A 25,981-nucleotide genomic window follows, 5' to 3' on the forward strand; every position below is an offset into this window, starting at 1 on the left:
CCATGGACGTCGACGTCCTCATCGTCGGCAGTGGCGCTGGTGGCGGCACCCTCGCCCGCGCCCTGGCCGACAGCGGTTTGCGCATCCTGATTCTGGAGCGTGGTGATTACCTGCCGCGCGAATGGGGCAACTGGGATCCACAAACGGTCTTTGCAAGTTACCGCTACCATACCGAAGAAACCTGGCGGGATGGCGACGGCCAGCCTTTCCATCCGGTGACGGGCTATCACGTGGGTGGCAATACCAAGTTTTACGGCGCGGCCATCCTGCGGCGGCGTCCCACGGATTTCCGGGAGCGTCGCCATGTCGACGGGGTGACGCCGGCGTGGCCCATTTGTTACGAAGATCTGGCGCCCCATTACGATACTGCCGAGCACTGGTACTTCGCCCATGGCGCAGCCGGGAGCGACCCAACCGAGGGAGCCCGAGGCCCCTATCCATTTCCCCCCATGCCCCACGAGGAAGACATAGCGCTGGTCGATACGGCCTTACGCGCCCAAGGATATCATCCTTTCCCCCTGCCGCTGGCGTTGCACCGCTTGGAAGACGACCCTGCGCAGAGTCCTTGTGTGCGCTGTCCCACCTGTGACGGCTTTCCCTGTCTCGTTCATGCCAAGGGCGACGCCGAGCTCTGTGGGGTACGACCGGCCCTGCAACACGCCAATGTCACCCTGCTTCGCAACGAGCGAGTACGCAGGATCCTTCTGGCAGAGGACGGCAGACGGGTATCCGGGGTGGAGACCGATCAGCACCGCTACCATGCCCGTGTCGTGGTCCTGGCGGCGGGCGCGGTCAATAGCGCCGCTCTGCTCCTGGCCTCCCGCAGCGAGACATTTCCCAATGGCATCGCCAACAGTAGTGATCAGGTTGGACGCAACTATATGTGTCACCTCAACAGCGCCTGCATGGCGATCAAGATCACCCGCGAGAACCGCAGTATCTTCCAAAAAACCCTAGCTCTGAATGATTTTTACGAAGACTCTGGCGATCCCGATTACCCCTATCCCCTTGGCCATATCCAGGGCCTTGGTAAGGTGACACCGGCCCTGCTGCATGCGCAACGTCCGCGCTGGCCAATTCCCATGACCGCCTGGGCGGCCAGCCATTCTGTCGACTGGTGGCTGACAACAGAGGATCTGCCAAGCCCCGAAAACCGCGTCACCGTGGATGAGCGCGACGGCATCCAGCTGCATTGGCAACCCAAAAATCGTGAGAGCCATCGCCGTCTCTGCGCAAAATGGCAAGACATTCTACAGAAGATCGGCTTTCCCCTGGTGTTCTTTCAGTCCATGGATATCTCCGCTACCGCCCACCAGGTGGGAACCTGCCGCTTTGGCGATGACCCGCAGACGAGTGTTCTCGATCGTAACTGCAAGGCCCATGATCTCGACAATCTATATGTGGTTGACGCGAGCTTCATGCCTTCCATCAGCGCGGTGAACCCCTCTCTCACCATCATGGCCAACGCCATCCGCGTAGCCAGCGTTCTGCGCGAACGACTGCGGAGCAGTTGAGTGAAAAAGGGCACGACAGCGGTATTTGCGGCGGGGTTTCTGCAGGGTTCGGCCTTCGTGCTGATCCCGGCGCTGGGGAGTATCCTGCGCAGCGCGCCGTACAACATGAGCAATAGTACCTATGGCATGTTGTATTTTCCGGAGATCATTGGTGCCGTCATCGCCGCCCTCGCCGCCGGGAGCATCCATAGGCGCCTCGGTGCGCATGGACTCTTTCGTATTGGCATCTTGAGCAACGCAATCGCCATGGGACTGCTGGTCCTTGCCTACTTCAGCGGGCATGGTTCCGTAGTTTTTCTGCTGCTCGCCGAAACACTGCTTCTTGGCGTCGGTTTTGGTCTGACCAACGCTGCCATCAACCGAGCTTCTACCCTGATCTTTGCCGGTAGCGCCACGGCGGCCGTCACCATCCTGAATGCCGTGATTGGCGGTGCCACGGCAGTTTCCCCCATGCTCCTGCATCTGTCCTCCAACTGGCTGACCTGGGTACTGTGGCCCGCAGTCATCCTCCTGCTCTGGCTGCTGGTCTTGCTCCTGCCCCAGGCCCAGGAAGAACAACAGGGACAGGAGATCGGTGGCTTGCGCGCCTGGAAAAAATCCATGATCCCCTTTGCTGCCGCAGTCCTCATCTACGCCATCTGCGAGGGTAGCTTTGGCAGTTGGGCGAATATTCTGGTCAGCGTCGATCATCATTTCCCGCGGGCAACGGGTGCTGCAGCCCTGTCCCTGTTCTGGGGCGGCGAGACCGTCGCGCGCTTTGTCCTCGGATCCATTCCCGACCACTGGCTTTCGCGATGCTGGGTCTATCGTGCCATACCCTTGGGAATGGCTGCCTGCTTTCTGATCATTCCGCAGTTGCAAAGCGCCGAATCTCTGCTCTTGTTCTTTGCCTTGGCGGGGATAGCCTGTGGCGTCTATTACCCCTATAGCATGGCGTTTGGTGTTGCCCGTCATGGCAAGGAGGGAACACAAATGGCAGGACTACTGGTGGGGGCATTGATGGTCGGTGAGGGCATTGGCTCGACCGGACTGGGGCCCCTGCAATCCTTGTTGTCTCTCAACCAGATTTATCAGTTCTCCGCTTTGTGGGCCATTCCCCTCCTATGGCTGGCTTGGCGTAATAGCACGGGACAGAAGCCAACGCACTAGAAAAATCGAATTTTTGTGCCCAATCGACAGTCAGCGTATCTCCTTGGCGAAATAGCCCGCTGTGACTCTGCGCCACAGCTCCCAGAAAATACTGGTAAACCAAAAGAGTAATGCGAAAAATCCAGCCACAATCCCCAAGCAGTGGAACGCGGGGATGGAAAGGATTGATGCCGACTGCAGGCAACTCAGCGCGAATACCGACGTGGAGAACGTGGGAGGCCAGGCAACGGGGTTGCGGAAGGCGCAGTTACGGAACAGAAAAATGGCGCTGCGAAAGGCTATTGGAAAGAACAGAACGATGGCGACAATTTCCGCCAGTATGATCAGCATGGCGAGCGCATGGTGTGCTGCAGGGGTCAAATTCTGCCAGGCCCAGGCATGCCCCAGAGCCAGGGCGGCGAATCTGGCACAGCCCATGGCGATCCACCAGGGGGCCTGCGGTACGCCATGCAAGCCAAACCGACGAATGCGCAGGACTGCTAGGAACGCGATGGCAGCATATAGAATCCCACCCAGCAGGGCACCGGCAACGACGACAAGGTTCCAATCGCTTTGCGTCGATGCGACGACATCTCCACTAGCAACGCTGGCTCCCAAGACCGCTGCCGGCACCAGGAACCATGCACCACTCACCCGTTCCAACGAAATCCCGAACCGGTATAAAGCCAGGAAGAATTGTGCTGCACAAAGAAGTACTAGCAGCCAACTGAGAGCGAGCAGGAACTCTGCCAAGCCCAGCAATGCTGGTATGCCTTCCACATACCCAAAAAACGCCATCCCCGAGCTTAATACCGCCAAACCAAGGGGAATGGTGTGGGCGCCGACATACTGATCAGCCGACCTTTGGGCAAAGTGGAAGCTCGGTGGCATCGACAGGGATCGACGCCGGAGCCAAATCCAGGTCAATGGAATGTACACTGCCTGCAGGCAGGCCAAGGTGAGCAAGGTTGTGGCCAGCAGCCAATAATCAGCCGCTGCCACCATACTTGCCGTTCCGCCGGTGGCCATGACCACCGCGTAGGGCATCGCTGTCGGTTTCCAGTCGGCTTTTCTCTTCACAAAAAGTATCGCAAATTCCGTAGCGTTGCATACAGCAGAAAAGGAGCGACCGCTCCGAAAACCGATTTCTTTTTCATCACCAGTCTGGTAACTTAACTCAGTTCCCCGCTATTTTACCAGTCTTTTCCGCCACTGCCCTTGTTCCATCATCGGCGCGAAAATCTGGTAATAGGGGCCTTTGTCGAGGTGTGCCAATACACCATCGTTGTGAATCTGACGACACTCATAGTCGAGCATCGCGTGGGCAATGCCCATGTGAGCCGCCTCTGGCGATTCCCACTCCATGTGTACCAGATATTGAACTGGAGTTTGCCCAGGAATTGGTGGCGTACTGGGGATCGCGCTGCCGCGATTGGTATTATATTTTGGCGGATTGGCTCCCAGAGTTGCCTTCAACATTCCTTGCGGATCGAGCTGGAAGGAACCAATGGCCGAAACACCGAATTGCTTTAGAATCATCCAACCAATCATTCCGGGAATGTTCTCTTTGAACCAACTGAGCGTACGCTCTGCCCCCTCCTCAAACGCCGTTTCATGCCCATCCATGACCCAGTGATCACCAATCGCAATGGCCCGCTTGGCAGCCAGTGCTACCTTGGGAACAGCCTCTTGCTTGGCAAAGGCTCCGCCCAAGGCAGCGGGAACGTCGGTTATGGCAATGATCGGTGGCAAATCCGAACGGACGATTTCATAGTATGGCTCCCACGGTCCCTCGATCACCATGTCCAGACAATCACCGCAAAGCTCATAAATTTCCTTGAAATTATCATGATGCATTTCTTCGTGGGATTTTACGTCTTTCCATACGGTGTACTGAAACATGCCAATAGGATTGAGCGTCTCGCGCATATCGATAGCGCCGCCGCCGTAGCGCCCCGCCATGGGATGGATTCCCGTTTGCAGCAATTGTTCAAAGCCCAGGAATCCGTGGTGAGATGCCGTAGTAATGCAAACTTTTGGGCCAATTTTCATCATCGTCTGATAGCTTTCTGGACGATTGGCAACTTTTGACTGATTGATAGCAATAATAGGGTTATTACTCATTCCTCATCTTCTCCTTTTTCCGTTGCAAGACAGAAATTATGACCAATCAAATAGGACAAAGTTCAAAATATTGTAGAAAAAATATATTTTGAGATAACTACATACAAATAAATGGACAGAAAATTACAAAACAATTCGCCGATTGTGTCATCGATGAAAGTAAAATCTCACTGATATACAGCCGCCAATAAAAAACTGCTGCCGCATGATCACCGGCGCGCTCCGCGGCGCAGCAACGAAATCATGCGACCTACCCGACGCATGGAGCGCGGGGACATGGGTTACCCTACAGCTCGCTCCTCCCCCTTTTGCGTGGCCCTGACTTTGCCTACACTGCACCATCTTTCTGTAGTCATGGATCGGGTATGCGCGCTAGTCAATTCTTTCTTCCCACCCTCAAGGAAACCCCAGCGGAAGCCGAGCTCATCAGCCATCAGATGCTGCTGCGCGGCGGTTTCATCCGCCGCCTCGCTTCGGGCCTCTACACCTGGCTGCCGCTGGGCCTGCGCGTACTGCGCAAGGTGGAGGCGGTAGTACGCGAGGAGATGGAACGCGCTGGTGCTCAGGAAGTGCTGATGCCAGTGGTACAACCGGCAGAGCTGTGGCAGGAGTCGGGGCGCTGGGAACTCTATGGCCCCGAGCTGTTGCGCCTAAAAGATCGCCATCAACGCGATTTCTGCCTGGGACCGACCCACGAGGAGGTGATCAGCGATCTGGCGCGGCGGGAGATCCGCTCCTATCGACAACTACCGCTGAACCTGTATCAAGTGCAGACGAAGTTCCGCGATGAGATTCGTCCGCGCTTTGGACTCATGCGTGCACGCGAGTTCATCATGAAAGATGCCTATTCCTTTCACATCGATCAAGACTCCCTGAGGGCCACCTATCAGGAAATGTACGACGCCTACCACCACATCTTTACGCGCCTGGGCCTGGAATTTCGCGCCGTCGATGCCGATTCCGGGGCCATCGGTGGTAAGGCCTCCCATGAATTCCATGTGTTGGCGGATTCCGGAGAAGATGCCATCGTGCATTGCTCGGCCTGCAACTACGCGGCCAATCAGGAGCTGGCTCGTAGCCGTCCGCTGCCGGACAGCAGCGATCCCCTTCTACCTGCCGAGCAACGGGCTACTCCGGGGATTCGCACGGTAGAAGAACAGGCGAAGATGCTCGGCGTCAGTCCTGCTCAGGTGGTCAAGAGTCTTCTGGTCTTTGCCGATGACAAACCCATGCTGCTTCTGCTACGGGGAGATGATGAGCTGAACCTGATCAAGGCGGCGCGTGTGCTGGACGCGGACACACTACGCCTCGCCAGCGCCGAAGAGACCCAGGAGCTGCTCGGCGTGCCCTTTGGCTTTCTCGGCCCCAAGGACTTGCCGGCCCCCCTGCCCATCGTCGCGGACCAGCGGGTTCTAGTCCTGCGCAACTTCAGTACGGGCGCCAACATTGGCGGACAGCACTGGCTGAATCTCAATTGGGAACGCGATCTGCCGCACCCACAAGCAGCGGACCTCCGTAATGTTCAGGTAGGGGATGCCTGTCCGCACTGTGCCACGGGTAGCCTGGGCATTCGCCGCGGCATCGAGGTGGGGCACGTTTTTCAGCTGGGCACCCGCTACAGCGAGAAGCTGGGCGTACGCGTCCTCAATGAGTCCGGGAAAGAGCAGGTCGTGCTCATGGGCTGCTATGGCATTGGTGTATCGCGCATCGTCGCTGCCGCTGTCGAACAGAATTTTGACGAACGTGGCATCTGCTGGCCACCCGCCATGGCGCCCTTTGACGTTGGCATCGTCGCCATCCAGGCCAAGAAATCGCCGGCGGTGCTGGCAGCCGCCGAAGCGATGATGGCGCAGCTCGAGGCAAAAGGACTGCAAGTCTTCCTCGATGACCGCGACGAACGTCCGGGGGTACAGTTTGCGACTATGGACCTGATTGGCCTGCCCCATCGCCTAGTCATCAGTGAAAAGACTCTGGCGCAGAGTCTGTGGGAATACCGCGGCCGCCGCGACAGTGAAAATCGCCTGCTCAGCGAAGCAGAGGTGCTGAGCATCCTGCAAGGAGAACCCAGATGAGCTACCACAAAATCCTCGTCGCCGTCGATTTCAGCGGAATGGCCAGCACGGTCCTTGCGCACGCAGGCGAGGAGGCGCGCCTGCATCAGGCCGAGCTCACCCTGCTGCACATCCTTGATACCCAGATCATGGACCTGCAGCTTCCGGAGGAGCTGCTACCGAGTTCTCTGGAGATGATGCAGCGCCTGCGTTCGTTGGCGCAGGAACGACTGGATGCCCTGCAAAAATCCACCAGTGTTCCGAGCCACGGTTTACTTCTCGAAAAAGCGGGTGGCATTGGCCGGAATATCTGCGAATATGCGGCAGAAGGGGGATATAACCTGATCGTCATCGGCAGTCAGGAGCAAGGGGCGATTGGTCGCCTACTATTGGGTTCCGTGGCCAGTGCCGTGGTCCACCACGCACACTGTCCGGTACTGGTGGTCAAGGCTCCTGCAGCCGCTTAGTCTGCGGCGGGACTGTGTTGCGCCGCCCAATCGCCGATCTGCGCCACCAGCTCCTGAGCGGCCCGGTTCATGGCAGTGGCACCCGCAGCGGGTCCAGTACTTGGCAAAGGTGCTTGGACGGCAAAACTTTTCTGCGCCAGAACGCGATAGCCCCGAGCGGCCAGCAGGGTAGCGGTACAGGAGATCTGCGCCTCGCCCGCCGTGGCATTGCTGTAATGCACGGTAAAGTCTTGCAGCCCCAATTGCAGCAGCAAGGCCGGACGGCCCGCCTGCGCCGGCCCCAGGACGGCGCGCCAGTCGCCCTGCTGTCGCAGACGTTGGCTCAGTAACAGGGTCAGCATCTGGCCCGGCGCCGCCGCCCAGCGCGCATCGTTATAGGGTCGCAGGGCCTGGGGACTGGCATACTGCAAACGGTAGAGGTACTCCTCGCCCGCCAACCAGCTCGGCGCCGTGACGGCTTCCAGACGCAACACGCCGGCCTGGTGTTGCCTCACGGGCTGAGTATCCGGCGCAGCAGTCAAGGCGTACGGCTGCTGCCAGGCCGGCGCACTGGCACAAGCCGCCAGGGCCAAGCTTGTCGACGCCAGCGCACTGCCCACGAAAACGCGCCAGAAACTTGACTTTCCCTTCATGAGTTTCCCCCGGCAAAGCCCGACTGTCCCGGACCGGGCGGCGGTGCTCCACGCCCATACAGGAGCGATTGCGGGTTTTGCCGCAATTCACGACTCAGGGCGCCCAAGTCCTGACTGCTTTGCAATAGACTCTGCGTCAGGGCATTGAGCTGCGGGAGCGTCTGATCATTGAGGACGGCGAAACTCTGCTGACCGGAACTCGCTAACTGGTGCAAGGCGACACTGGTACCGTTGAGCTGTTGCAAAGGTGCCTTGGCGGCAAGTGCCAGATCATCCAGGTGACGCACGAGTTGCTGACTGGACTGCATGGTCGAGCGTGTCGCGGCGATGGTCGACGGCAACTCCCGCAGAGCTGGCTGTAAAGCGGCCTCCAGCTCGGCCAGCTCAGCGCTGGCCTGGTCCAGGTGCCGCAAGGTCGCCGTGAAGTGCTTGCGGTTCTCCTCATCGAGGAGGTCGTTCATGCGCAAGGCCAATTCATTGCCCTGCTTGACCAGGGATTCGCCACTGCGGGATAGCACCTGAATGAAACTGGGATGCATCGGAATGTCGGGAACCTGCCCTGGCGCATGCGCCAGCGGAGAAAAATCCGTGCCGGCATCGTTGAGCGACAAATAGCTCAGTCCCGTCACCCCCTGCGGTTCCAACTCGGCAAAGGTCGCTTTGGTGATGGGGGTATTGGCGTCGACACTGACTTGCACTCGCACCATACGCGGATTGCGTGGATCGAAACCAATGGACTTCACCTCGCCCACGCGCACGCCTTTGAAACGCACCGGCGCTTGCACCGTAAGACCCGTCACACTGTACGGGGAGATGACATTGTAAAGCTTGCCGACCGGCGCTGAATGGTGCATCCAGAGTCCGGCCACCGTGAGTGCTGCCCCTAACACGACAACGAAGACCAAGGCAATCAAAGCGTGCGCCCGACTTTCCAATGATCGACCCCCGGAAAAATTGACTTGCCCTAGACGGCGTGCCTAAATGTAGCAGGTATTTTGGATGATTCCCATGCACTTCGACAGCCTTCGCCAAACCATGATCGACACCCAGATTCGCACCTGGGATGTTCTTGACCCCGAAGTTCTGCAAGTTCTGCAACGCGTCAAGCGGGAACAGTTCGTGCCTACGCAGCTGCAGGAGCTCGCCTTCGCCGACTTTGAAATCCCCTTGGGGCACGGCGAACGAATGTGGACACCAAAGATGGAAGCACGGGTTTTGCAGGAGCTGGAAATTCGCCCGCAAGACCAGATCCTCGAAGTTGGCACCGGTAGTGGCTACTTTACCGCCCTGTTGGCCAGTATGGGCAAGCTCGTCCATAGCGTTGATGATCGCGCCGATTTCATTCACGCCGCCGAAGGGCGTCTGCAAATGCAGGGCGTTACCAATGTACATCTCCACGTGGGTGATGCTTCGGGCGGCTGGGCCGCATCCGGCTCTTGCGACGTTATCGTCCTGACCGGTTCTCTCCCGCAGCTCCCCAAGGCCTTTCTCGAGCAGTTGAACCCCGGCGGGCGCCTCCTCGCCATCCTCGGCGAGTCTCCACTTTGCAAGGTGCGCCGCTATCGCCGCGCCGCCGACGGCAGCCTGGGTAGCAAGGACCTGTTTGAAACGGATATCCCCGCGCTACGCCACCCCACCAACAAGAAATTCCAGTTCTGAAGATGCGGGTTCGGGCAGCACGCAGCCTCATCCTGGCCATCGACCTGCAGGACAAGCTACTGGCCATGCTGGGGGACGAACGCAAGGAAACACTCTTGCACAACGTCCGTCGCTTCCTGAACAGTGCCAGAGCCTTGGACCTTCCCATTCTGCTCTCGGCCCAATATCCTATAGGGCTCGGCGCGATCGATCCCAGCCTCCACGATTTCGGTCCGACGTTCGAGAAAACCGAGTTCTCCTGTCATGCCAACCCCGCCTTGCGCAATGCCCTGCGTTCCCGGCTGGATCGCCGGCAGATCTGCCTGCTGGGAGTAGAAACCCACATCTGCGTGCTGCAAACGGCCCTTGACCTGCAGGCCCAGGGCTGGCACGTGCTTGTCCCCATCGATGCGGTAGCCAGTCGCGAGCCCCGGCAGAGCGAGTGGGCACTCGAACGTCTGCGCCATGCCGGTGTCATCCTCAGCAGTACCGAATCCATCTTCTATGAATGGATGGAGGACGCCGCCGATCCACGCTTTCGCCAACTGGCGCCCGCCTGGCGCTGAGGCATTCATGAATCTGCAATACCATATCCGTCTTCAAGAAAATGCCCACCTGATTCAGGTAGATCTGCACCTTGCCGAGCCCGACCCAGACGGTCAGATTCTCGCCCTGCCCGCCTGGGTACCCGGCAGTTATACCATCCGTGATCTCGCCCGCCACATCGTCAGCATGCGGGCAACGGCGGGCGGACGGAAATTGCCGGTGGAAAAATTCCGCAAGGATCACTGGCGCCTGGCTCCCTGTAACGGCCCGGTAACCATTTCCTACCAGGTTTATGCCTTTGACCGATCAGTGCGCACTGCCTATCTCGATGACCGGGGCGGGTTCTTCAATGGCCCGGCAGTATTTCTGCGGGTACTTGGTCAGGAGCAGCAAGAACATACCTTGCAAATCAGCGGTCCCGCCGACTGGCAACTGGCCACCAGCATGGAAGCGATCTCTGACAGCGCGTGGTCCTGGGGCGAGTTTCGCGCCCCCGACTACCGCAGCTTCTGCAATCATCCCTTGCTCTTCGGCCCCCTGCATCGGGTGGATTTCTGTGCCGGAGAATTACCTCATCACCTCGCTCTGTTGGGCCACGACAACCCAGAGTTACTCCGCCTGGGCGAGGATCTTGCCAGAATCTGTGCTTGCCAGCAGCAGTTCTGGGGCGGCAGCCCCTTCTCGCGCTATCATTTTCTGTGCATGTGTGGGCAAAACGCCTATGGTGGCCTCGAGCACTCGGCATCCTCTGCCCTGTTGTGCAACCGTAGTGATCTCGACGGCACGGATCCCAAAGGCTACCGTCAGTTTCTTGGACTCGCCAGCCACGAGTATTTTCATTCCTGGCTGGTCCAGGGTATCCGTCCGGCGGCATGGAGTGACAGCTTCTGGGAAACAGAGATAATCAGTCGCGATCTCTGGGTCTTCGAGGGTATCACTTCCTACTACGACAGCCTGCTTCTGTGTCGCGCAGGCCTATGGTCTCCGGCACAATACCTCGAAGAACTGGGACAGGAAATCACTCGCCTCGCCCGGCGTCCCGGGGAAAGCTATCAGAGCCTGGCCGAATCCAGCGCCGACGCCTGGACCAAGCTCTATCATCCGCATCCATCCGCGGCCAACTTCGAGATCAGCTATTACAACAAGGGCGCCCTTGCCGCCCTCTGTCTCGACGCGCGGCTGCGGCAGCGTGGCTCCAGCCTCGACGCGTTTCTGCGCCGACTCTGGCAAGACTATGGAGAAAGGCAGCGGTCCCTGCCAGAAGGCGAAATTTTTGCCCTCCTCAAGCCTGTCCTGGGAAATGCTGGGGTCGACGAAGTGCGACAGTGGGTTGCCGAAGCGCAGCCCCTGCCCCTGCAAGAATGCCTGCAGATTCTGGGTGTTGATCTGCTCTGGCGTGCCGCCCGCGACGAGCAGGACCGTGGCGGTGTGGAAACGGAAGGTCGACGCTCCGATCTCGGTGCAAACTGGGAAAAGGCAGCGATTGGCGTGGAACTGACTTTCGTGCGTGCTGGCGGAGCGGCGGAACAGGCTGGTCTTTGTCCGGGGGACCGTCTGCTGGCCCTGGACGGAGAGGAAATCTTGGCCGAGCGTCTGCAGTCCCAAATCGATCGACTGACTCCAGGAATCCCTCGGCACCTGCACTTTCTGCGCGATGGCAGGATGCGCGAGTGCGACTGCATTCTGCTTATTCCCCCGCTGGATACTGCCTATCTACAGATCGGCGATGGCGGAAACCAGCGCTGCAGCGACTGGCTCAGTGGGGCTTCAGCAGCTCAATCCGCGGGGTAGCCCCGGCGAATCCGCTCCACCTGCACTGCCTTCCCCGTCTCGGTGTCGATTTCTGCCAGCAGACCACAGAGGCTCGCCACGCCATCGACCACCGGCGCCTTGGCAGGCATAGCGTCGATGAATCGGCGTTTGGCAACTTCCCGATCCACGCCGATGATCGAATCGTAACAACCGCACATGCCGGCGTCACTTTGATAAGCCATACCCCCGGGGAACACCCGCTCGTCCGCCGTAGGAACATGGGTATGGCTACCGACCGCCATGCTGACTCTGCCGTCCAGATGCCAGGCAAGGGCATATTTTTCGCTGGTGGCCTCCGCGTGCAAATCGACGAGGATCACATCACAGCCGGCTAGTTCGTCGCCCAGGGCGACGTCCGCGGCACGGAAGGGACAATCGTAGAGCGGATGCATGAACAGGCGCCCCATGAGGTTGAGCACGCCGAGGCGCCAGCCATTTTTTTCGATCCGCAGCGCTCCGCGCCCCGGCGTACCGGGAGGTGCGTTATAAGGACGAAGTAGACGCGGCTCCTCCACAATAAAGCTGATCGTTTCTTTTTGATCCCAAATATGATTTCCCGCTGTGACCGCATCGATGCCCCAGGCGAAAAACTCGTCCAGGATCTTGCGCGTGATTCCCGCACCACCAGCGGCATTTTCGCCATTGACCACTACCGCATCCAGAGCTTTTTCCACGCGCAGATCGGCCAGCCCTTGCTGCAAGGCACGGCGTCCAGGCGCTCCCATCACGTCGCCCGCAAAGAAGATTCGTACGTTCATCGTCGAAAACTCCGGTATTCTCGTTCCGTAGCAATGGCATCCAGCGGGATATCCCATGGCTCCGTCGGCAATTCTCGCACTTCCTGAAAGGCGTGGGCTACCCCCACCAGACGGGGGCGACGCCAGTGACGGCGATGCCGCAATGCTGCCAGGCTGCGATCATAGAAGCCCCCCCCCATACCCAGGCGTTGGCCAGTGGCATCGAAGGCGACCAACGGCAACAACAACAGGTCCAGCTCTGCGGCGGATTTCCAGTAACGACGCGGCACCTCGGGCTCGGGGATTCCCAGACGGTTTTTGCTGAGGGTTGTACCTACGGAAAACGGCGCAAAACGCAACTCAGTCGCATGCAAGCCAGCCAGAACGGGGAGAAAGAACCGTTGGCGATGCGACCATGGTAGTTGCAGGATAGGCAGGGCACCAATCTCCCCGCGCATAGGCCAATATAAAGCAATGGTACGCGCCTTGCGGAGAATCGGGGAATTTCGCAATTGGCGAAGCAGGCCACCCTCCGCTTGACGGAGATCGGCGGCACTCAGGGCCGCGCGGCGTTGCCGCATGCTACGACGAATATCGATTTTGGATACTGACAAAGAAAAACTCCCCGCTTGGGTCGTGGCGCCCGCTATCCCACGAACCTGATGACCAGGTCGGGAGCCCGGGAATCGTATCAGGCTACTCCGCAGCGGAGCGGCACACCAACGATATGGACCAAGGCCCCCTGGATAGACAATGTTGGTTCAGGAAATATCCCGGAACCACGAGCCCCGCAGGGAGTAGCTCCAAGCTACTCCGCGCCCTGACCCATGTCAACCAAGTTCTGCAATCGGGCAGTCACGGTCTCCAGAGTGTTCTGCGCCTGTTGCAATTCACCCTGGCTGCGCTGCAGGTCGGCAGCGAGATTCAACGCAACCATGAGCAGGGCGCGCTCCCTTTGGACGCCCACGCCCTGACGCACCTTGGCTGCCTGCAAACGCTCCTGCAGCGTGACAATGGCCTGCCCAAGCAGATTCCGTTCCTCGGGCGAGCAGGTGATTTGATAGGACTGATTGAGAAACTCTGCGGCGATCAGCTCGCGCGCATCGGCGGCATTGCCCTGACTCATCGCTGATACTCTTCCCGTTCCCAGATGGAGATTTGCTCCAGTAGCCGATCCAGACGCTCGCGAATGTCTTGCTGCTGCCGACGAAGCTGCAGATTTTCTGCCTCCAGGATCTCTTTTTCCCGACGTAGCCGCGCAAGCTCGGCAATCTGACCCACTCCCCGCACCTGGCGGCGCAGAGCGTGATAATCGAGTATCATGGCTTCGACTTGACCCAGGAGAAATTCGACCCGAGATTCCCGCACGCTTACCCCCGGCTTCCGTGTGGCAAGGAGTGTACGAAGGGCGGCAGGCATTTGCAAATCGATAACCCCATGAAAAAGACCTCCACCCCTCTTGTTTCCGGACAGAATTTTCGTAACCGGCTCGGCCTTGCTGCCATCGTGGTGCTGCTGCTATTGCTGGTCGTGCTCGCCCGCCTGCTCGACCTGCAGGTATTGCATTATCAAAAATTCCGGCAACTGGCCCATGACAACCATGTTGCCCTGGTTCCCGTCAACCCACCCCGCGGCTTGATTCTTGCCGATCATGGCCAGATTCTTGCAAAAAATCAGCCAACCTACGCGGTGGAAGTCACACCAGATCAGACCAGCGACCTGCACAGCACCCTTGATCGCCTGCAGAAGCTGCTCGATCTTTCCGACGGTGACATGGCCCGTTTCGACAAAAGCATGGCAGCCAAGGCGAGCTTTGATCCCATCATCCTCAAAGCGAATCTCAGTCCCCAGCAAGTCGCCGCCCTGGCGGTGCGCAAGGCAGAATTTCCTGGGGTGCGCGTTACCGCCCTGATGCATCGCAACTACCCCTTCGGCACCCTTTTTTCCCACATCGTCGGCTATGTGGGGCCGATCACCGCTACTGATCTCAAACGGCATCAGGCAGAGAACTACCGCGGGCGGGACTACGTCGGCAAAACTGGTCTGGAAAGCTACTATGAGCAACGATTGCGTGGCCAGATGGGGTATCAAATCAAACAGATCAATGCCGAAGGCTTGCAGGTCGGCACGCTGGAAGAGCAAGAGCCGCTGGCTGGCGACAACCTTGTAACCCATTTACGGCTACGGGTGCAGGAAGCCGCTGCAAATGCCCTCGAGAGCGATCATTATCGGGGTGCCGTCGTCGCTCTTGATCCCAACAACGGTCATGTACTTGCCATGGTCAGCAGCCCCAGTTTCGATGCCAACTGGTTTGTGGATGGCATCAGTACAGCGCACTGGCGCAGCCTCCTCGATAATCCTGGCCATCCGCTTACCGACCGTGCCGACAATGGCCTCTACCCGCCCGGCTCCTGCGCCAAACCCTTCTTCTCCATCCAGGCCATTCAGTCGGGGGTAATAGGCCCGGATTTTCGGACCTATTGTCCGGGCAATTTTCAGCTTGGCGGACACACTTACTGGGACTGGAACCGCGGTGGTTTTGGTGAAACCAATCTCACCAAGGCGCTGGCCTGGTCTGTGGATGTCTTTTATTACAAGCTGGCGGTGAAGATGGGCATCCAGTTGCAGGATCAAACCCTGTGGCGCTTTGGCTTTGGCAAGTCTCCCGGCATCGATTTACCGGGCGGTTTAGCGGGCTTGGTTCCCACTCCGCAGTGGAAGCGGGCCCACCTGCACGCCCCCTGGTACACCGGCGATTCGGTCATTTTGGGCATCGGTCAGGGCTATCTCCTGGTTACCCCCCTGCAACTCGCGCGCGCCGTATCCGCCATTGCCAATGGCGGCTATCTGGTGCAACCACAGGTCGCCAAGGAATGGGTCAATTCCAGCACTGGAGAACGGAGTCCGATCCCCAATGCGGTACCGGAAAACCTGCATATCGACCCAGTGGCATTGCATGCCGTGCGCCAGGGAATGGAGGCCTGCGTCAATACCGGCACCTGTCATACCGTCAGCATCCCCGGCATCAGCATCGCCGGCAAAACAGGTACCGCACAAATTCCCGAGGGCTACGCCTATGGGCGGACGATTTACAATAACGACTCCCTGTTCATCGGCTGGGCACCAGTCGATCACCCCAAAATCGCCGTAGCCGTGGTCGTCGAGAATGGCGGGCACAACGCCTGGCAAGCCTTGCCGGTGGCCCGTGCCACCATCGCCGCTTACTTGCAACCCGACCGCGACCCGGGCCCGCCGCTAGCACATTTGCACCTACAGCATTGAACTCGCGATTGTGACGACATCTTGGACTCCTCCCGAGCGGTTACGCAGCTCCATTGTTGTCAATACTGAGGTGGCCGCTGTCGAGGTAGCTGGTCAGGGCCGGCCAGCGCTTCAGGGCATACTGGAGCGCTGCTGGACACGGGAATGGCAGAAACTTCGCCCTGAGCAGGGAATACAGCACTACTATCGTCTGATTTCACACTCCGGCCCTCCTCCTACGGTCCCTGATAATCCTCACAGACCACCAAGGTCATGCGATGCCAGTTCACCCCTTCGGAGCGCGCCGTAAAAAAGACGGGCTGCCGGCAGCTGGCAAAATGGGCCCGCCAGGAAGTGGGAATATGGCCGATGTCGCCGCACAGGACGAGGATGGCATTCTGGCCGCGGCGCCCGGCGTAACCGGGCCAGAGGGCATACTGGTTGCCCAGCGCCGGTCGGGGGCCGAATGACTGATAGTATACGAAAGGCTGCCCCGCCAGGTAGAAGTTCAGGGTGGCGCTAACCTGATAGAAATCCGTGACCACAAAATAGGGCGCCAGCCCCCTGCCGGCCCGATCTACGGCCGCAGCGATCTCCGACCAGCCCCGCATTTGCTTGAAAGGCACATACCAGCGCGTCGGCAAGGGGACATGGGCGCGGTGAAGAAGATTGGCGGACAATACCAGACCGATGAGCAACACCGACAAGGCCAGACCCGCCGCCGTCCAGCGCGCCCAGACCCGCTCGGAAAGGGGCCCCGCCGCCCACAGGAAAAGCCCTACATAGCTTGCCACCGGCCAGTTGACATCCACTTGGCCGGTCCATGCCTTTTGCAGGTAAAAAGTCAGGGCCAACAGGCTCGGCCAAACGAGAATGCCCATCTGCGGCGTAAGCCGGCGACCACGCATCGCGAGCGCGGCGAAGATCAGGGCGAACAGGACCGGGCTGACGACACCCGCCTGCCCGGCCAGGAACGTCAGCCAATGTTCCCAACCACCGCGGCCACCGGTGACATTGCCCCAGGTAGCCTCCATGGTTACCCAATGATGGTGGCTGTTCCACCAGAGGTTGGGTGAAAAGACGGCGAAGGCCAGCAGGGCCGCCAGCCAGGGATGGGGGCTGGCCAGGGTCTTGCGCCAATGCCGGGAGGCGAGCAGATACACCAGGATCGCCATGGGCAAGACACCCATGTTATATTTGCTGAGCAAGCCAAGACCCACGGCCAGACCGGCGGCGTACCAGGCCCAGGGCCGCTCCCGCACCAGCGCCCACCACACTGCCCAGAGGGCGAGAAACCAGCAGGTCACCATGGGGATGTCAGTGGTCATCACCTGCCCGCCCAGAAAGAAGATGGGCGTAAGGGCAAAGAGCAGGGCAGCCACCACACCGGCCCGATAGCTGCCATGGATCTGCCGGGCAAAGACATACGCCATGGCGGCCAAGGCAAAGGCAAAGAGGGGCGCAAAAAAGCGCACTCCGAGATCCGTGTTGCCGGCGATGCGCGTCCCGAGGGCGATGATCCAGGCGATGATGGGGGCTTTCGTATAATAGCCCCAGGCGAGATGGCGCGACCAGGTCCAGTATTGGGCCTCGTCACCCGACAGGTGCAAGAGGCCCAGCACAATGATGGCATAATGGATGGCCAGAATGGCAAGCAAGACCAAGCCGATGCCTACGGGCTTCCAGCGTGTTGGGCGCGAGGAATTCTTCATGAAGAGGCAAAGTGTAGTGTCTTTCTTGCCACAAAGCCAGGGGCCAATGTGGGGAAGAAGAGGCTACACCTTGACTTTGGTGGTGAAACTGCGCAGAATTTGCACATCTGTTGTCCCAGAAATGGGGACTTCCTTTTGCATGTATCAGGAGTGGTAGCGTGGCGAATTCGGCTCAGGCGCGCAAGCGCGCAATTCAGAATCAAAAGCGGCGGCTGCACAACGACAGCTTGCATTCCCGTATGCGCACGTACGTGAAGCATGTGCTACGCGCCGTCCGTGAGGGCAACCAGGAGCAGGCTCGCAGTGCGTTTCACACGGCTGAGTCGATCATCGACAAGACCGCCAGCAAGGGCGTCATTCATCGTAATGCTGCAGCGCGTACCAAGAGCCGCCTGTCGGCACGGGTGAAGGCAATGGGAGAGCAGGCTTCTGCCTGATCGTATCCTGTAGCGAGCACAAGAGGCCAGTCATCCGACTGGCCTTTCGCTTTTCAGCTGTCGAGCAGGGCGCGCAGGCGCGCGAAGGCGTCCTCGGTTTCCTCCGGGGCATCAGCTGTGCTCACACTACGCTGCCAATCCAGGTGCTCGGCGGGGATCTCTTGCAAAAATCGCGATGGCTCGGGATTCAGGGTTTCACCATAGCGTTTGCGCTTCTGGCAAAAACTGAGCTGCAAGCGAAAGCGTGCCCGGGTCATTCCCACATAGAACAAACGACGCTCCTCGGCGGTCTGCTCGGGCGTCTCGCTATTGCGATGCGGCAATAACTCCTCTTCCAGCCCCACCAGAAATACCTGCGGAAATTCCAGTCCCTTGGCTGCATGCAGGGTAGACAAGCGTACGACGTCGCGATCGTCGTCCTCTTCCCTCTCGAGCATGGTGTAGAGCATGAGACGTTGCAGCAGTTCACCGAGATCTTTGGGACCGTCCTCCTGCTTCAGCAGACGGCCCACCCAGTCCAGCAATTCCTGCAGATTCTCCCAGCGGCGACGGGCGCCACGCTCATCTCCCTCATCCAACAGATATTGCCAGTAGCCAATCTCTTCCGGGATGCTTTGCAGGACGGGAAGCAATTCCGCACAGCGCTGTACTTCATCATTTTTCTGATTGATCCAGTTGGCAAAATCTTCCAAGGCGTTGCGGCTACGCGCCGGCAACTCCAGCTCTTCGCTAAAGATGCTGGCGAAGAAGGACTGCCCTTGGGCCCGCGCATGTTGCCCCAGACGTTCCAGACTTTGACTGCCGATTCCCCGGCGCGGCGTGTTCACGGCGCGCAACAGCGCTGGATCGTCGTCGGGATTATGGATCAAGCGACAGTAGGCGAGAAAATCCTTGATTTCCGCACGCTCAAAAAACGAGATTCCGCCGGAGACCTGATAGGGAATCCGCGCAGCGCGCAAGGCCGCTTCCAACGGGCGGGACTGATGATTGCTACGGTACAGCACCGCGTAGTCACGATACGCTCCATCACGTTGAAAGCGGTCACGCAGGATGGCGTTCGCTACCCTCTCGGCCTCATCGCTCTCATCCGCACAGGCATGTACCTGTATACGCTCGCCCTCCCCCAGATCCGACCACAATCGTTTTTCGAATAAATGCTCGTTCTGCGCGATGACAGCATTAGCAGCCCGCAGAATACGGGCGGTAGAACGATAATTCTGCTCCAGCTTGATCACTTTGAGGGTGGGGAAATCCTCCGCCAGACGATGCAGGTTGTCCGCAGCGGCGCCACGCCAGGAGTAGATGCTCTGATCATCGTCTCCCACCGCCGTCAGGTTCTGGCGCTGCTGCAAGAGCACGCGTAGGAGACGATATTGCGCGCCATTGCTGTCTTGGTATTCGTCCACCAACAGGTACCGAATGCGATCCTGCCAGTAGGCACGCGCTGCCTCGTCGGTGCTGAGGATACGGGTGGGCAGCAGGATCAGATCGTCCAGATCCACCGCATTACAGGCGTGCAAGGACTTGTTGTATTCGGGGTAGAGCGCTTGCGCCAGAACACCGATCTGATCATCGGCTACGACTTCCTCCGGCGAAAGACCATCGTTCTTGAAGCGCGAGATGCGCGCCTGGACCGCCTCGGCAAGATCCGCTGCGCCGTTGCTCTGGCGCAGCAAGCCACGTACGACTGCCAGACTGTCGCCGGGATCAATGACGCTGAAGGCTGGCCCATAGCCTAGGCGTGGCAGCTCCCGGCGCAGAATCTGCAGGCCCAGGCGATGAAAGGTCGAGACCAGCAACCCCCGTCCGGTCCGGCCCTCCAGACGCTGGGAAATCCGCGCTTTCATCTCGCGCGCCGCTTTGTTGGTGAAGGTAACCGCGGCGATGTGCTGCGCTGCAACCTGCTCATTCTGAATCAGATGGATGATCTTTTGGGTGATCACCCGGGTCTTTCCCGAGCCCGCGCCGGCGAGTACCAGCAATGGCCCATGCACATGGCGCACCGCCTCCCACTGCGGTGCATTGAGATCGGGACCGTTACTCAGCCTGGGCCTCCAACGGCACCGCCGCGCTGTGCGTCTGTTCAGCGAAGCCACCGCGATAGGCCCACCAGATGATGACCGGCCCGAGAAGAATCATGGGAATAGAGAGCACCTGCCCCATAGTCAGGGGACCCAGGACAAAACCCAACTGGATATCCGGTTGCCGCACGAATTCGACCAGAAAGCGGAACACGCCGTAGCCAAATACAAAGAGTCCACCCACCGCACCGATGGGACGGGGGCGACGGCTGTAGATGGCGAGAATCAAAAACAGTAGGACTCCTTCGAGAAGGAATTCATAAATCTGCGAGGGCTGGCGCGGCTGCGGCCCCCCGGCCGGAAAGACCATCGCCCAGGGCAGATGGCTTACCCGACCAAAGAGCTGATCATTGATAAAGTTGGCAATGCGGCCGAGACCCAAACCGATGGGAACTGCGGGTGCGATAAAATCAAGAGTGGGCATGAAACCATGCTCCGGTTTGCTTTTCGCGAAAAGCCAGCAGGCCAACACCACACCAAGCAGGCCACCGTGGAAGGACATACCGCCATCCCAGATATACAGCATGTGCAAAGGATGCTGCACATAGTAGGGGAGATTATACCAGAGCACATAACCCACGCGACCGCCGAGGATGGCGCCGATCGCCACAAAAAACTCGAGATCGACCACCTCGGATTTTTTCCAAGGCGTATGGCTGCGGCGTCCGCGGCGAATGAGCCACAGGGTAGCGATGACAAAGCTGATGATTTCCAGCAGGCCATACCAATGGATGGTAATCGGCCCCAACTGGAAACCCATGGGATTGATATTGGGATAGTGCAGCATGAAACTCCCCCTAGCGATGGCCCACGATGGCCACCCGGTAGCATTCTGTCAAGGCAGCCCCTCAGGCAGGAATCTGCATGGTCACACAATGCAGACTGCCATGCTGGCGCGCCAGCTCCAGACAGGGAAGCAAGACGATTTCCCGGTCCGGAAATGCGGCCGCCAGTCGCTCCGCTGCCACCGCATCGGCGGGATCATCATAGCCTGGCAACAAGACAGCACCATTGATGATCAGAAAATTGGCATAGCTCAGGGGCAATCGCTCGCCCTCTTCATCATAGCGAGCAGCTGGCCAAGGCAACGGAATCAGGTGATAGGGGCGGCCATCGATCTGCGGGAATCCCGCCAACTCCGCCGCCATCTGCTGCAGGGGGGCAAAATGATCGTCCAGGGGGTCGTCGCAGCACTGATAGGCAATGACCCCCGCGCTGCAGAACCGCGCCAGGGTATCCACATGGGCATCGGTATCATCGCCCTGCAGGTAACCGGACTGCAGCCAGAATACGCGCTCGACACCAAGCAGGACACAGAGCTGGCTGCTGATTTCTTCTCGGGACCATTGCGGATTACGATTGGGCGACAGCAGACAGGCGTCCGTCGTCAGCAGGGTACCCTGGCCGTCGCTATCGATGCTACCGCCCTCCAGGACCATGCCCAGGGTCTGCAAAGGCAGATCACCATACGCTCCAGCAGCATGCAGGCGACGCGTCAATTGATTATCGAGATCGGCGGCAAATTTCAGTCCCCAGGCATTGAAGGCAAAGTCCAGCAGTCGACGGCGCCCATCCGGGTGCCGCAGGGTAATGGGGCCATGATCTCGCGCCCAGGAATCGTTGCTGGGACCCCGATGAAAATGGCAACGCGCAAGATCAGCGCCCGCTGCGCGCAACTGTCGTTCACATTCGCGTTGGCTAGCCTCGTCGTGCAACGCTACCAGCAGATCTTCCCGCTGGCTGATGGCCGCACCGATAGCGGCAAATACTGGCAAGACTTGCTCCAGCCTTGGCGCCCAGTCCGTTGCCGGATGCGGCCAGGTCAATTGCACCTCCTGCTGTGCTGCCCACTCTGCAGGCAGGGTAAACCCCTCGGCCATGATCGCTCCCCAGTGCTAACTCAGCCCGCATTGTAGGTCCTTGCAACGCTTCCGTCACCGCCTCCGGGCGGCTACACTCCGCTGATGACTGTTAGACAAGAGCGCCTCGACCACCTTCTTTCCCGGCTCGGCTATTGCAGCCGTTCGGAGGTACGCGGCTGGCTACGCGAGGGTCGCATCCAGGTCGCCGGCGTGGCGGATAGGCTGCGATCTGGAAGCAAGGTCAATCCTGACCAAGTCCGCGTCGATGGTGAGGCCATCGATCCGGCAGGCCCTCTCTATCTGCTCTACCACAAGGATCTGGGCACGGTCTGTGCCCACGATGATCCGCGCAGCATCTATGATGACCTGCCGATGCGCTGGCGCTATCGCCGCCCGCTCCTGAACAGTGCCGGGCGCCTCGATCGCGACACCAGCGGCCTGCTGCTACTGAGTGACGACGGGCGATGGCTGCACCGCTGGAGTCACGCGCGCCACGCGATTCCCCGTCACTATCAGGTGCAGTTAGCGGAGCCATTGCGGGACGATGCCGAGCAGATCCTTGCCAGCGGCAAGCTGCTTCTGGAGGGCGAAAGCATGCCTTGCAAAGCGGCGCAGCTACAGAGACTGGGCGAGCGGGAAATCCGCCTGACCTTACAGGAAGGGCGCTACCATGAGGTGCGCCGCATGATGGCTGCTTTGGGCAATCACGTACAGGCATTGCACCGCGAGGGCTTTGGCCCCTTCACTCTGGGCGATCTGCAGCCTGGTGCCTGGCGCTTTTTGCAGGAAACCGAAATCCAGCAGGAATCTGCCGCATGAGATGGAGCCCGCATGTTACCGTTGCCGCCGTCACCTGTGATACCCACGGGCGTTTCCTTCTCGTCGAAGAGCTCATCGATGGCCAGCCCTGCCTCAATCAGCCTGCTGGGCACTGGGAAAAAGGGGAAAGTCTGATCGACGCGGTCATCCGCGAAACCCTGGAAGAGACTGGTTATGATTTTGTCCCCGAAGCCATTTTGGGCATCTACCACTGGCGACATCCGCACAAAGACCTTACCTATCTCCGCATTGCCTTCGCCGGCCACACCAGCGGGTATGATCCACTGGCTCCTCTGGATGCCGGCATCATTGGCCCGCGTTGGTTGCGGCCAGAGGAGCTCTCGGCGGCACGACTCCGTACGGTAATGGTAGAGCAATGCATTCACGATTTTCTTGCTGGACAACGCTTTTCCCTCGACCTCCTGCACTCGCTGTAAAATGCAAGTGTGCCGCCCGCAAGCGCCCATGACCTCTATCCAGAATTTTGTTAGAGTACGATAAATTCTGTAGAGAGACATAGCGATGATCGACGCAGACGGCTATCGCCCCAACGTGGGCATGATCATTTGCAACCAAGACAATCAAGTACTCTGGGCGAAAAGAGTGGGTGAAAATGCCTGGCAGTTTCCCCAGGGCGGTATTGATGGCAGCGAGAGTCCCGAGCAGGCGGTATTTCGTGAGCTCCTGGAAGAGGTGGGCACCAACAAGGTGTGTATTTTGGGCCGTACCCGGGGTTGGCTACGCTACGATGTGCCCAATGCGCGGAACCGTAACCGGCAACGGCGCTATCGCGGACAAAAACAGATTTGGTTTTTATTGCGCTTTGAGGGTAGCGAAGCAGAAATCAACCTGCAGACTGCGCACCCGGAATTCGAGGACTGGCAGTGGGTGGATTATTGGCGTCCGGCAGCAGAAATCATTGCCTTCAAGCGGCGCGTTTACTGCCTGGCCCTGCAGGAGCTGGCGCCATTGATCGGCGCGCCACCGGCGCCCTTCCCCGTTCCAGAACGGGGCAACCCGCTGCCACATCGCGGAAACCGTTACCCACAACGTCGTCGACACCCAAGCCGCGCAACGTAAAAAGGCTGGCCACGCCGCGGCCAGCCCTTCTTTCCTGCACAAACCTGGATTACTTCTTCTTCAGGCAGCTGCTCATGAAGGACTTGCGCTGCTCGCCTTTCATACCCTTCGCACGGGCATTGCAGGTCTTCATCTTTTCCTGCTGTGCGGTAAGCTTGCGCGGGGCTTTGTGCTGCTCTACCTTCCTTTCCATCTTCTTCGGCGCGGCCGGTGCAGCGGTTTCCGCAAAAGCGGCGCCAGAGAGCAGGAACGACGCGGCAACACAGGAAGCCAATACTTGTTTCAACATGGTGTTCTCCTTTGGTTTGCGTACAGCAGGGCCTGATCCAGACCTCCTGCGACCGGAGCCTCGCCCTCCGGCGTCAAACGATCGATGATCCCTGGGAGGGCCCAACTCAATCCCTGCGTGAGGGTTTGCGGATCCACACCGATTGCGCTGGCGATGTTTTGAATCCGATCACTGCCAATGGCGGATTCGATCTGATCCACGCTGATCGGCTGGTTCTGTCCATTGAACATCCACGAATCGACAACGGAACCCAGCCCGTTATCGTGCAGCTGTTGCAAGGTGCCGCTCACACCGCCGGGCTGACTCGGCAAAAAGCGAACCGCAGAGCCCAAAAAACCACCTTGAGTCAGCACCAAGGGCTGCCATGCCACTGGATGCCACTTATCAAACAGGCCCATGTTTCACCTCCCGTTTTCGCATGTCCGAAACGGAAATACCTCAGGATATCAGGCCATTCAAGGATCAGCGTGGAATGCTGCGCCGCTTACGCACTTCCACGGTAACGGATCGTGTACTCGAACGCGAACTTGGCTGAGTAGTGGCCGGACGTGCCGACTCCTCTGGGATAGGCAGATCTTTTGGGTACCAGAACTGCGGTCGACCAGTCTGATCGATATTTTCGGGGGGCACAGGCTCAACGGAGCGCCGGGGAACGCGCTGTTCCGTTCCAGTTTCCTGATCCCGCGCACGCTTGCGCTCTGGGGTAATACCATACTGCGGTGCAACGATGGGCATATCGCTCCCTGCTCGGTCAATCCTGACATACTTGCTCGACGGGGGAGGCCTTCCGAACCACCCCTACCAGCAAGACTCTAGCATAGTTTGGTGGAAAGAAAAAGAAATATCAGGCAGTTCCAGAAGCAAAGAGGAGGCGACCCGCCCGACTCCGGCGGGTCAACGCGCAGGAAAATCGATTAATAAGATTGTATTAATGTAATAATACGTAAATTTAACCACTAACTTTCAATAAGAAAGGTTATATGATAATCAGAAAAATAAAAAAATAATAGTTGCTTTGCGATTTCTATTTGACTATAAACCAGATGAAAGAATGCTTTTTATCATTCTTTCCATTTTTCGGGACAGGAATAAAGGAGGTACACCTATGAATACACAAACACTCGGGCGGGAAGATCGTATGACCCTATTCTCCTGGCAATTGCTTTTTGCCCGGGGTATCGCCGCGCTAGCTTTCGTTATCGCTGCGTTGCTGGATTTCGGTGCCACCATGACTTTGCTCATCTGGTTTTTTGCCGTCTATGTCTTCTTTGATGGTGGCTACTCGGCAATCCGTCTGACACAGAAAGGCTCTGGCACCTGCCCACGGGTACTGATTGCCTTGAAGGCCATCGTTGGAGTCGCGGCCGGCATCGCCGTTATCATTCTGGCTACGCAGGGCAACATAGTGTTTACGCTGTTGACCGTATTTGCCTGGATCGCCATTGTGGGCGTGCTGGAAGGGATCTGGGTGATCCGCAACGTCCAGAACAAGGAAATGGTCCTGATCATTGGATCTTCCGCCTACCTCGCCCTGGCCATTTGTCTGCAGGTGATTTTTGCCGTCGCTCCACAAGCAGGCTCGGGCATCTACAACTGGATCATCATCGGCTTCTCGGCGGCCTTTTCGGCAGCCATGCTGGGCATGAGCTGGGCGATGCGCCGTAATGCCCTGCGCACCACCAGTGGAGGCAAGCCCTCCACCGTTGTCGCTCATTAGACCCAATTATCAAGATTTCCTGTGCCATCGGCGTGAGGAAGTGCTGAGGCGCTTCCTCCGTGTTAACGGCCACA

29 protein-coding genes and 1 other RNA gene are annotated in these 25,981 nt (G+C 58.8%); 13 read left to right on the forward strand and 17 right to left on the reverse strand.

The features are described from left to right. Nucleotides 1-2 precede the first annotated feature (2 nt). Together AC2VNM_RS00645 and AC2VNM_RS00650 are read left to right on the forward strand one after the other, a co-directional pair. On the forward strand, nt 3-1,514 hold the full coding sequence (locus tag AC2VNM_RS00645) for a GMC family oxidoreductase (protein ID WP_483165946.1): 1,512 nt from the start codon (nt 3-5) through the stop codon (nt 1,512-1,514). Further along, complete coding sequence (locus tag AC2VNM_RS00650) at nt 1,515-2,663, forward strand: MFS transporter (protein ID WP_483165945.1); 1,149 nt, start codon at nt 1,515-1,517, stop codon at nt 2,661-2,663. It begins immediately after the preceding gene. A gap of 30 nt (nt 2,664-2,693) precedes the next feature. Here AC2VNM_RS00650 and AC2VNM_RS00655 read toward each other — a convergent pair whose 3' ends face one another. Then, entirely contained in the window at nt 2,694-3,689 is a 996-nt protein-coding gene (locus AC2VNM_RS00655) for an SLAC1 family transporter (protein ID WP_486912695.1), read from the reverse strand. A 141-nt stretch (nt 3,690-3,830) separates the two neighbouring features. Next, nucleotides 3,831-4,766 carry a sulfur oxygenase reductase family protein gene (locus tag AC2VNM_RS00660; RefSeq protein WP_483165943.1) on the reverse strand — a complete coding sequence of 312 codons (936 nt, stop codon included), beginning with the start codon at nt 4,764-4,766 and terminating at the stop codon, nt 3,831-3,833. A 365-nt stretch (nt 4,767-5,131) separates the two neighbouring features. Here AC2VNM_RS00660 and AC2VNM_RS00665 point away from each other — a divergent pair, with 365 nt between their 5' ends. Then, nucleotides 5,132-6,838 carry a proline--tRNA ligase gene (locus AC2VNM_RS00665; protein WP_483165942.1) on the forward strand — a complete coding sequence of 569 codons (1,707 nt, stop codon included), beginning with the start codon at nt 5,132-5,134 and terminating at the stop codon, nt 6,836-6,838. Then, nucleotides 6,835-7,284: a universal stress protein gene (locus AC2VNM_RS00670; RefSeq protein ID WP_483165941.1), complete on the forward strand. Its 450-nt coding sequence runs from the start codon at nt 6,835-6,837 to the stop codon at nt 7,282-7,284. Before AC2VNM_RS00665 ends, AC2VNM_RS00670 begins: the two co-directional genes overlap by 4 nt. Here the strand turns inward: AC2VNM_RS00670 and AC2VNM_RS00675 are convergent. Continuing rightward, nucleotides 7,281-7,916 (reverse strand): ABC-type transport auxiliary lipoprotein family protein, encoded by a 636-nt coding sequence (locus AC2VNM_RS00675; protein WP_483165940.1) that lies wholly within the window; start codon nt 7,914-7,916, stop codon nt 7,281-7,283. The genes AC2VNM_RS00670 and AC2VNM_RS00675 overlap by 4 nt on opposite strands. Further along, nucleotides 7,913-8,851 carry an MlaD family protein gene (locus AC2VNM_RS00680; RefSeq protein WP_483165939.1) on the reverse strand — a complete coding sequence of 313 codons (939 nt, stop codon included), beginning with the start codon at nt 8,849-8,851 and terminating at the stop codon, nt 7,913-7,915. The genes AC2VNM_RS00675 and AC2VNM_RS00680 overlap by 4 nt, the downstream gene beginning before the upstream one ends. 73 nt (nt 8,852-8,924) lie before the next feature. Here AC2VNM_RS00680 and AC2VNM_RS00685 point away from each other — a divergent pair, with 73 nt between their 5' ends. From AC2VNM_RS00685 to AC2VNM_RS00695, 3 genes are read left to right on the forward strand one after another with little or no spacing between them, the layout of a single operon-like run. Then, nucleotides 8,925-9,575 carry a protein-L-isoaspartate O-methyltransferase family protein gene (locus AC2VNM_RS00685; RefSeq protein WP_486912696.1) on the forward strand — a complete coding sequence of 217 codons (651 nt, stop codon included), beginning with the start codon at nt 8,925-8,927 and terminating at the stop codon, nt 9,573-9,575. 2 nt (nt 9,576-9,577) lie between these two features. Further along, the gene (locus tag AC2VNM_RS00690) at nt 9,578-10,120 is read left to right on the forward strand and encodes an isochorismatase family protein (RefSeq protein ID WP_483165937.1); all 543 of its coding nucleotides are present in this window, start codon (nt 9,578-9,580) and stop codon (nt 10,118-10,120) included. Nucleotides 10,121-10,127: 7 nt separating this feature from the next. Then, entirely contained in the window at nt 10,128-11,891 is a 1,764-nt protein-coding gene (locus tag AC2VNM_RS00695; RefSeq protein ID WP_486912697.1) for a M61 family metallopeptidase, read from the forward strand. On the opposite strand, the gene AC2VNM_RS00700 is transcribed toward AC2VNM_RS00695, so the two are convergent. The 5 genes from AC2VNM_RS00700 to AC2VNM_RS00720 all read right to left on the reverse strand — a co-directional run bounded on the left by AC2VNM_RS00700 (nt 11,876) and on the right by AC2VNM_RS00720 (nt 14,017). Beyond that, on the reverse strand, nt 11,876-12,670 hold the full coding sequence (locus AC2VNM_RS00700) for a TIGR00282 family metallophosphoesterase (protein WP_486912698.1): 795 nt from the start codon (nt 12,668-12,670) through the stop codon (nt 11,876-11,878). The genes AC2VNM_RS00695 and AC2VNM_RS00700 overlap by 16 nt on opposite strands. Continuing rightward, on the reverse strand, nt 12,667-13,263 hold the full coding sequence (locus AC2VNM_RS00705; RefSeq protein ID WP_483165934.1) for a 5-formyltetrahydrofolate cyclo-ligase: 597 nt from the start codon (nt 13,261-13,263) through the stop codon (nt 12,667-12,669). Before AC2VNM_RS00705 ends, AC2VNM_RS00700 begins: the two co-directional genes overlap by 4 nt. A gap of 4 nt (nt 13,264-13,267) precedes the next feature. Further along, nucleotides 13,268-13,449: non-coding RNA, 6S RNA (ssrS, locus tag AC2VNM_RS00710), on the reverse strand. An 8-nt stretch (nt 13,450-13,457) separates the two neighbouring features. Further along, nucleotides 13,458-13,775 carry a cell division protein ZapA gene (locus AC2VNM_RS00715; protein ID WP_483165933.1) on the reverse strand — a complete coding sequence of 106 codons (318 nt, stop codon included), beginning with the start codon at nt 13,773-13,775 and terminating at the stop codon, nt 13,458-13,460. Next, complete coding sequence (locus tag AC2VNM_RS00720) at nt 13,772-14,017, reverse strand: hypothetical protein (protein WP_483167226.1); 246 nt, start codon at nt 14,015-14,017, stop codon at nt 13,772-13,774. Before AC2VNM_RS00720 ends, AC2VNM_RS00715 begins: the two co-directional genes overlap by 4 nt. Before the next feature lie 69 nt (nt 14,018-14,086). Between AC2VNM_RS00720 and mrdA the strand changes: the two genes are divergently transcribed. Beyond that, the gene (mrdA, locus tag AC2VNM_RS00725) at nt 14,087-15,931 is read left to right on the forward strand and encodes a penicillin-binding protein 2 (RefSeq protein WP_486912699.1); all 1,845 of its coding nucleotides are present in this window, start codon (nt 14,087-14,089) and stop codon (nt 15,929-15,931) included. 40 nt (nt 15,932-15,971) lie between these two features. Here the strand turns inward: mrdA and AC2VNM_RS00730 are convergent, their stop codons facing one another. Both AC2VNM_RS00730 and AC2VNM_RS00735 read right to left on the reverse strand, forming a co-directional pair. Beyond that, nucleotides 15,972-16,112 (reverse strand): IS66 family transposase, encoded by a 141-nt coding sequence (locus tag AC2VNM_RS00730; protein WP_483165930.1) that lies wholly within the window; start codon nt 16,110-16,112, stop codon nt 15,972-15,974. Nucleotides 16,113-16,146: 34 nt separating this feature from the next. Beyond that, on the reverse strand, nt 16,147-17,622 hold the full coding sequence (locus tag AC2VNM_RS00735; protein ID WP_486912700.1) for a glycosyltransferase family 39 protein: 1,476 nt from the start codon (nt 17,620-17,622) through the stop codon (nt 16,147-16,149). Between the two features lie 158 nt (nt 17,623-17,780). Between AC2VNM_RS00735 and rpsT the strand changes: the two genes are divergently transcribed. Next, nucleotides 17,781-18,059, forward strand: a complete 279-nt coding sequence (rpsT, locus tag AC2VNM_RS00740) for a 30S ribosomal protein S20 (protein WP_483165928.1) — start codon at nt 17,781-17,783, stop codon at nt 18,057-18,059. A gap of 53 nt (nt 18,060-18,112) precedes the next feature. Here rpsT and AC2VNM_RS00745 read toward each other — a convergent pair whose 3' ends face one another. The 3 genes from AC2VNM_RS00745 to AC2VNM_RS00755 form a co-directional block, all read right to left on the reverse strand. Continuing rightward, nucleotides 18,113-20,062 carry a UvrD-helicase domain-containing protein gene (locus AC2VNM_RS00745; protein WP_486912702.1) on the reverse strand — a complete coding sequence of 650 codons (1,950 nt, stop codon included), beginning with the start codon at nt 20,060-20,062 and terminating at the stop codon, nt 18,113-18,115. A 34-nt stretch (nt 20,063-20,096) separates the two neighbouring features. After that, complete coding sequence (gene lgt / locus AC2VNM_RS00750; protein WP_483165926.1) at nt 20,097-20,927, reverse strand: prolipoprotein diacylglyceryl transferase; 831 nt, start codon at nt 20,925-20,927, stop codon at nt 20,097-20,099. A gap of 61 nt (nt 20,928-20,988) precedes the next feature. Further along, complete coding sequence (locus tag AC2VNM_RS00755) at nt 20,989-22,020, reverse strand: agmatine deiminase family protein (RefSeq protein WP_483165925.1); 1,032 nt, start codon at nt 22,018-22,020, stop codon at nt 20,989-20,991. A gap of 84 nt (nt 22,021-22,104) precedes the next feature. Between AC2VNM_RS00755 and AC2VNM_RS00760 the strand changes: the two genes are divergently transcribed. From AC2VNM_RS00760 to AC2VNM_RS00770, 3 genes are all read left to right on the forward strand, one after another. Then, nucleotides 22,105-22,821, forward strand: a complete 717-nt coding sequence (locus tag AC2VNM_RS00760; protein WP_486912703.1) for a pseudouridine synthase — start codon at nt 22,105-22,107, stop codon at nt 22,819-22,821. Then, complete coding sequence (locus AC2VNM_RS00765) at nt 22,818-23,258, forward strand: NUDIX hydrolase (protein WP_483165923.1); 441 nt, start codon at nt 22,818-22,820, stop codon at nt 23,256-23,258. Before AC2VNM_RS00760 ends, AC2VNM_RS00765 begins: the two co-directional genes overlap by 4 nt. Nucleotides 23,259-23,343: 85 nt before the next feature. Next, nucleotides 23,344-23,901, forward strand: coding sequence for an RNA pyrophosphohydrolase (locus AC2VNM_RS00770; protein ID WP_483165922.1), 558 nt, complete (start codon nt 23,344-23,346; stop codon nt 23,899-23,901). A 49-nt stretch (nt 23,902-23,950) separates the two neighbouring features. Here AC2VNM_RS00770 and AC2VNM_RS00775 read toward each other — a convergent pair whose 3' ends face one another. The 3 genes from AC2VNM_RS00775 to AC2VNM_RS00785 all read right to left on the reverse strand — a co-directional run bounded on the left by AC2VNM_RS00775 (nt 23,951) and on the right by AC2VNM_RS00785 (nt 24,925). Continuing rightward, on the reverse strand, nt 23,951-24,190 hold the full coding sequence (locus AC2VNM_RS00775) for a PsiF family protein (RefSeq protein ID WP_486912704.1): 240 nt from the start codon (nt 24,188-24,190) through the stop codon (nt 23,951-23,953). Continuing rightward, a complete protein-coding gene (locus AC2VNM_RS00780; protein ID WP_486912706.1) occupies nt 24,184-24,588 on the reverse strand; it encodes a YidB family protein in 405 nt (134 codons plus the stop codon). The genes AC2VNM_RS00775 and AC2VNM_RS00780 overlap by 7 nt, the downstream gene beginning before the upstream one ends. Nucleotides 24,589-24,652: 64 nt before the next feature. Beyond that, entirely contained in the window at nt 24,653-24,925 is a 273-nt protein-coding gene (locus AC2VNM_RS00785; protein ID WP_483165919.1) for a hypothetical protein, read from the reverse strand. A gap of 370 nt (nt 24,926-25,295) precedes the next feature. Between AC2VNM_RS00785 and AC2VNM_RS00790 the strand changes: the two genes are divergently transcribed. Further along, the gene (locus AC2VNM_RS00790) at nt 25,296-25,907 is read left to right on the forward strand and encodes a hypothetical protein (RefSeq protein WP_486912707.1); all 612 of its coding nucleotides are present in this window, start codon (nt 25,296-25,298) and stop codon (nt 25,905-25,907) included. Nucleotides 25,908-25,981 lie beyond the last annotated feature (74 nt).

This window comes from Acidithiobacillus sp. TH-A67 (assembly GCF_057473545.1).

What these genes read in the sequence shown, in the direction of transcription:
- AC2VNM_RS00645 (WP_483165946.1), top strand. Translation starts at nt 3, where the DNA reads ATGGACGTCGACGTCCTCATCGTCGGCAGTGGCGCTGGTGGCGGCACC.
- AC2VNM_RS00655 (WP_486912695.1), bottom strand. Translation starts at nt 3,689, where the DNA reads ATGCCCTACGCGGTGGTCATGGCCACCGGCGGAACGGCAAGTATGGTG.
- AC2VNM_RS00660 (WP_483165943.1), bottom strand. Translation starts at nt 4,766, where the DNA reads ATGAGTAATAACCCTATTATTGCTATCAATCAGTCAAAAGTTGCCAAT.
- AC2VNM_RS00665 (WP_483165942.1), top strand. Translation starts at nt 5,132, where the DNA reads ATGCGCGCTAGTCAATTCTTTCTTCCCACCCTCAAGGAAACCCCAGCG.
- AC2VNM_RS00670 (WP_483165941.1), top strand. Translation starts at nt 6,835, where the DNA reads ATGAGCTACCACAAAATCCTCGTCGCCGTCGATTTCAGCGGAATGGCC.
- AC2VNM_RS00675 (WP_483165940.1), bottom strand. Translation starts at nt 7,916, where the DNA reads ATGAAGGGAAAGTCAAGTTTCTGGCGCGTTTTCGTGGGCAGTGCGCTG.
- AC2VNM_RS00685 (WP_486912696.1), top strand. Translation starts at nt 8,925, where the DNA reads ATGCACTTCGACAGCCTTCGCCAAACCATGATCGACACCCAGATTCGC.
- AC2VNM_RS00690 (WP_483165937.1), top strand. Translation starts at nt 9,578, where the DNA reads ATGCGGGTTCGGGCAGCACGCAGCCTCATCCTGGCCATCGACCTGCAG.
- AC2VNM_RS00695 (WP_486912697.1), top strand. Translation starts at nt 10,128, where the DNA reads ATGAATCTGCAATACCATATCCGTCTTCAAGAAAATGCCCACCTGATT.
- AC2VNM_RS00700 (WP_486912698.1), bottom strand. Translation starts at nt 12,670, where the DNA reads ATGAACGTACGAATCTTCTTTGCGGGCGACGTGATGGGAGCGCCTGGA.
- AC2VNM_RS00715 (WP_483165933.1), bottom strand. Translation starts at nt 13,775, where the DNA reads ATGAGTCAGGGCAATGCCGCCGATGCGCGCGAGCTGATCGCCGCAGAG.
- mrdA (WP_486912699.1), top strand. Translation starts at nt 14,087, where the DNA reads ATGAAAAAGACCTCCACCCCTCTTGTTTCCGGACAGAATTTTCGTAAC.
- AC2VNM_RS00735 (WP_486912700.1), bottom strand. Translation starts at nt 17,622, where the DNA reads ATGAAGAATTCCTCGCGCCCAACACGCTGGAAGCCCGTAGGCATCGGC.
- lgt (WP_483165926.1), bottom strand. Translation starts at nt 20,927, where the DNA reads ATGCTGCACTATCCCAATATCAATCCCATGGGTTTCCAGTTGGGGCCG.
- AC2VNM_RS00755 (WP_483165925.1), bottom strand. Translation starts at nt 22,020, where the DNA reads ATGGCCGAGGGGTTTACCCTGCCTGCAGAGTGGGCAGCACAGCAGGAG.
- AC2VNM_RS00760 (WP_486912703.1), top strand. Translation starts at nt 22,105, where the DNA reads ATGACTGTTAGACAAGAGCGCCTCGACCACCTTCTTTCCCGGCTCGGC.
- AC2VNM_RS00765 (WP_483165923.1), top strand. Translation starts at nt 22,818, where the DNA reads ATGAGATGGAGCCCGCATGTTACCGTTGCCGCCGTCACCTGTGATACC.
- AC2VNM_RS00770 (WP_483165922.1), top strand. Translation starts at nt 23,344, where the DNA reads ATGATCGACGCAGACGGCTATCGCCCCAACGTGGGCATGATCATTTGC.
- AC2VNM_RS00775 (WP_486912704.1), bottom strand. Translation starts at nt 24,190, where the DNA reads ATGTTGAAACAAGTATTGGCTTCCTGTGTTGCCGCGTCGTTCCTGCTC.
- AC2VNM_RS00780 (WP_486912706.1), bottom strand. Translation starts at nt 24,588, where the DNA reads ATGGGCCTGTTTGATAAGTGGCATCCAGTGGCATGGCAGCCCTTGGTG.
- AC2VNM_RS00785 (WP_483165919.1), bottom strand. Translation starts at nt 24,925, where the DNA reads ATGCCCATCGTTGCACCGCAGTATGGTATTACCCCAGAGCGCAAGCGT.
- AC2VNM_RS00790 (WP_486912707.1), top strand. Translation starts at nt 25,296, where the DNA reads ATGAATACACAAACACTCGGGCGGGAAGATCGTATGACCCTATTCTCC.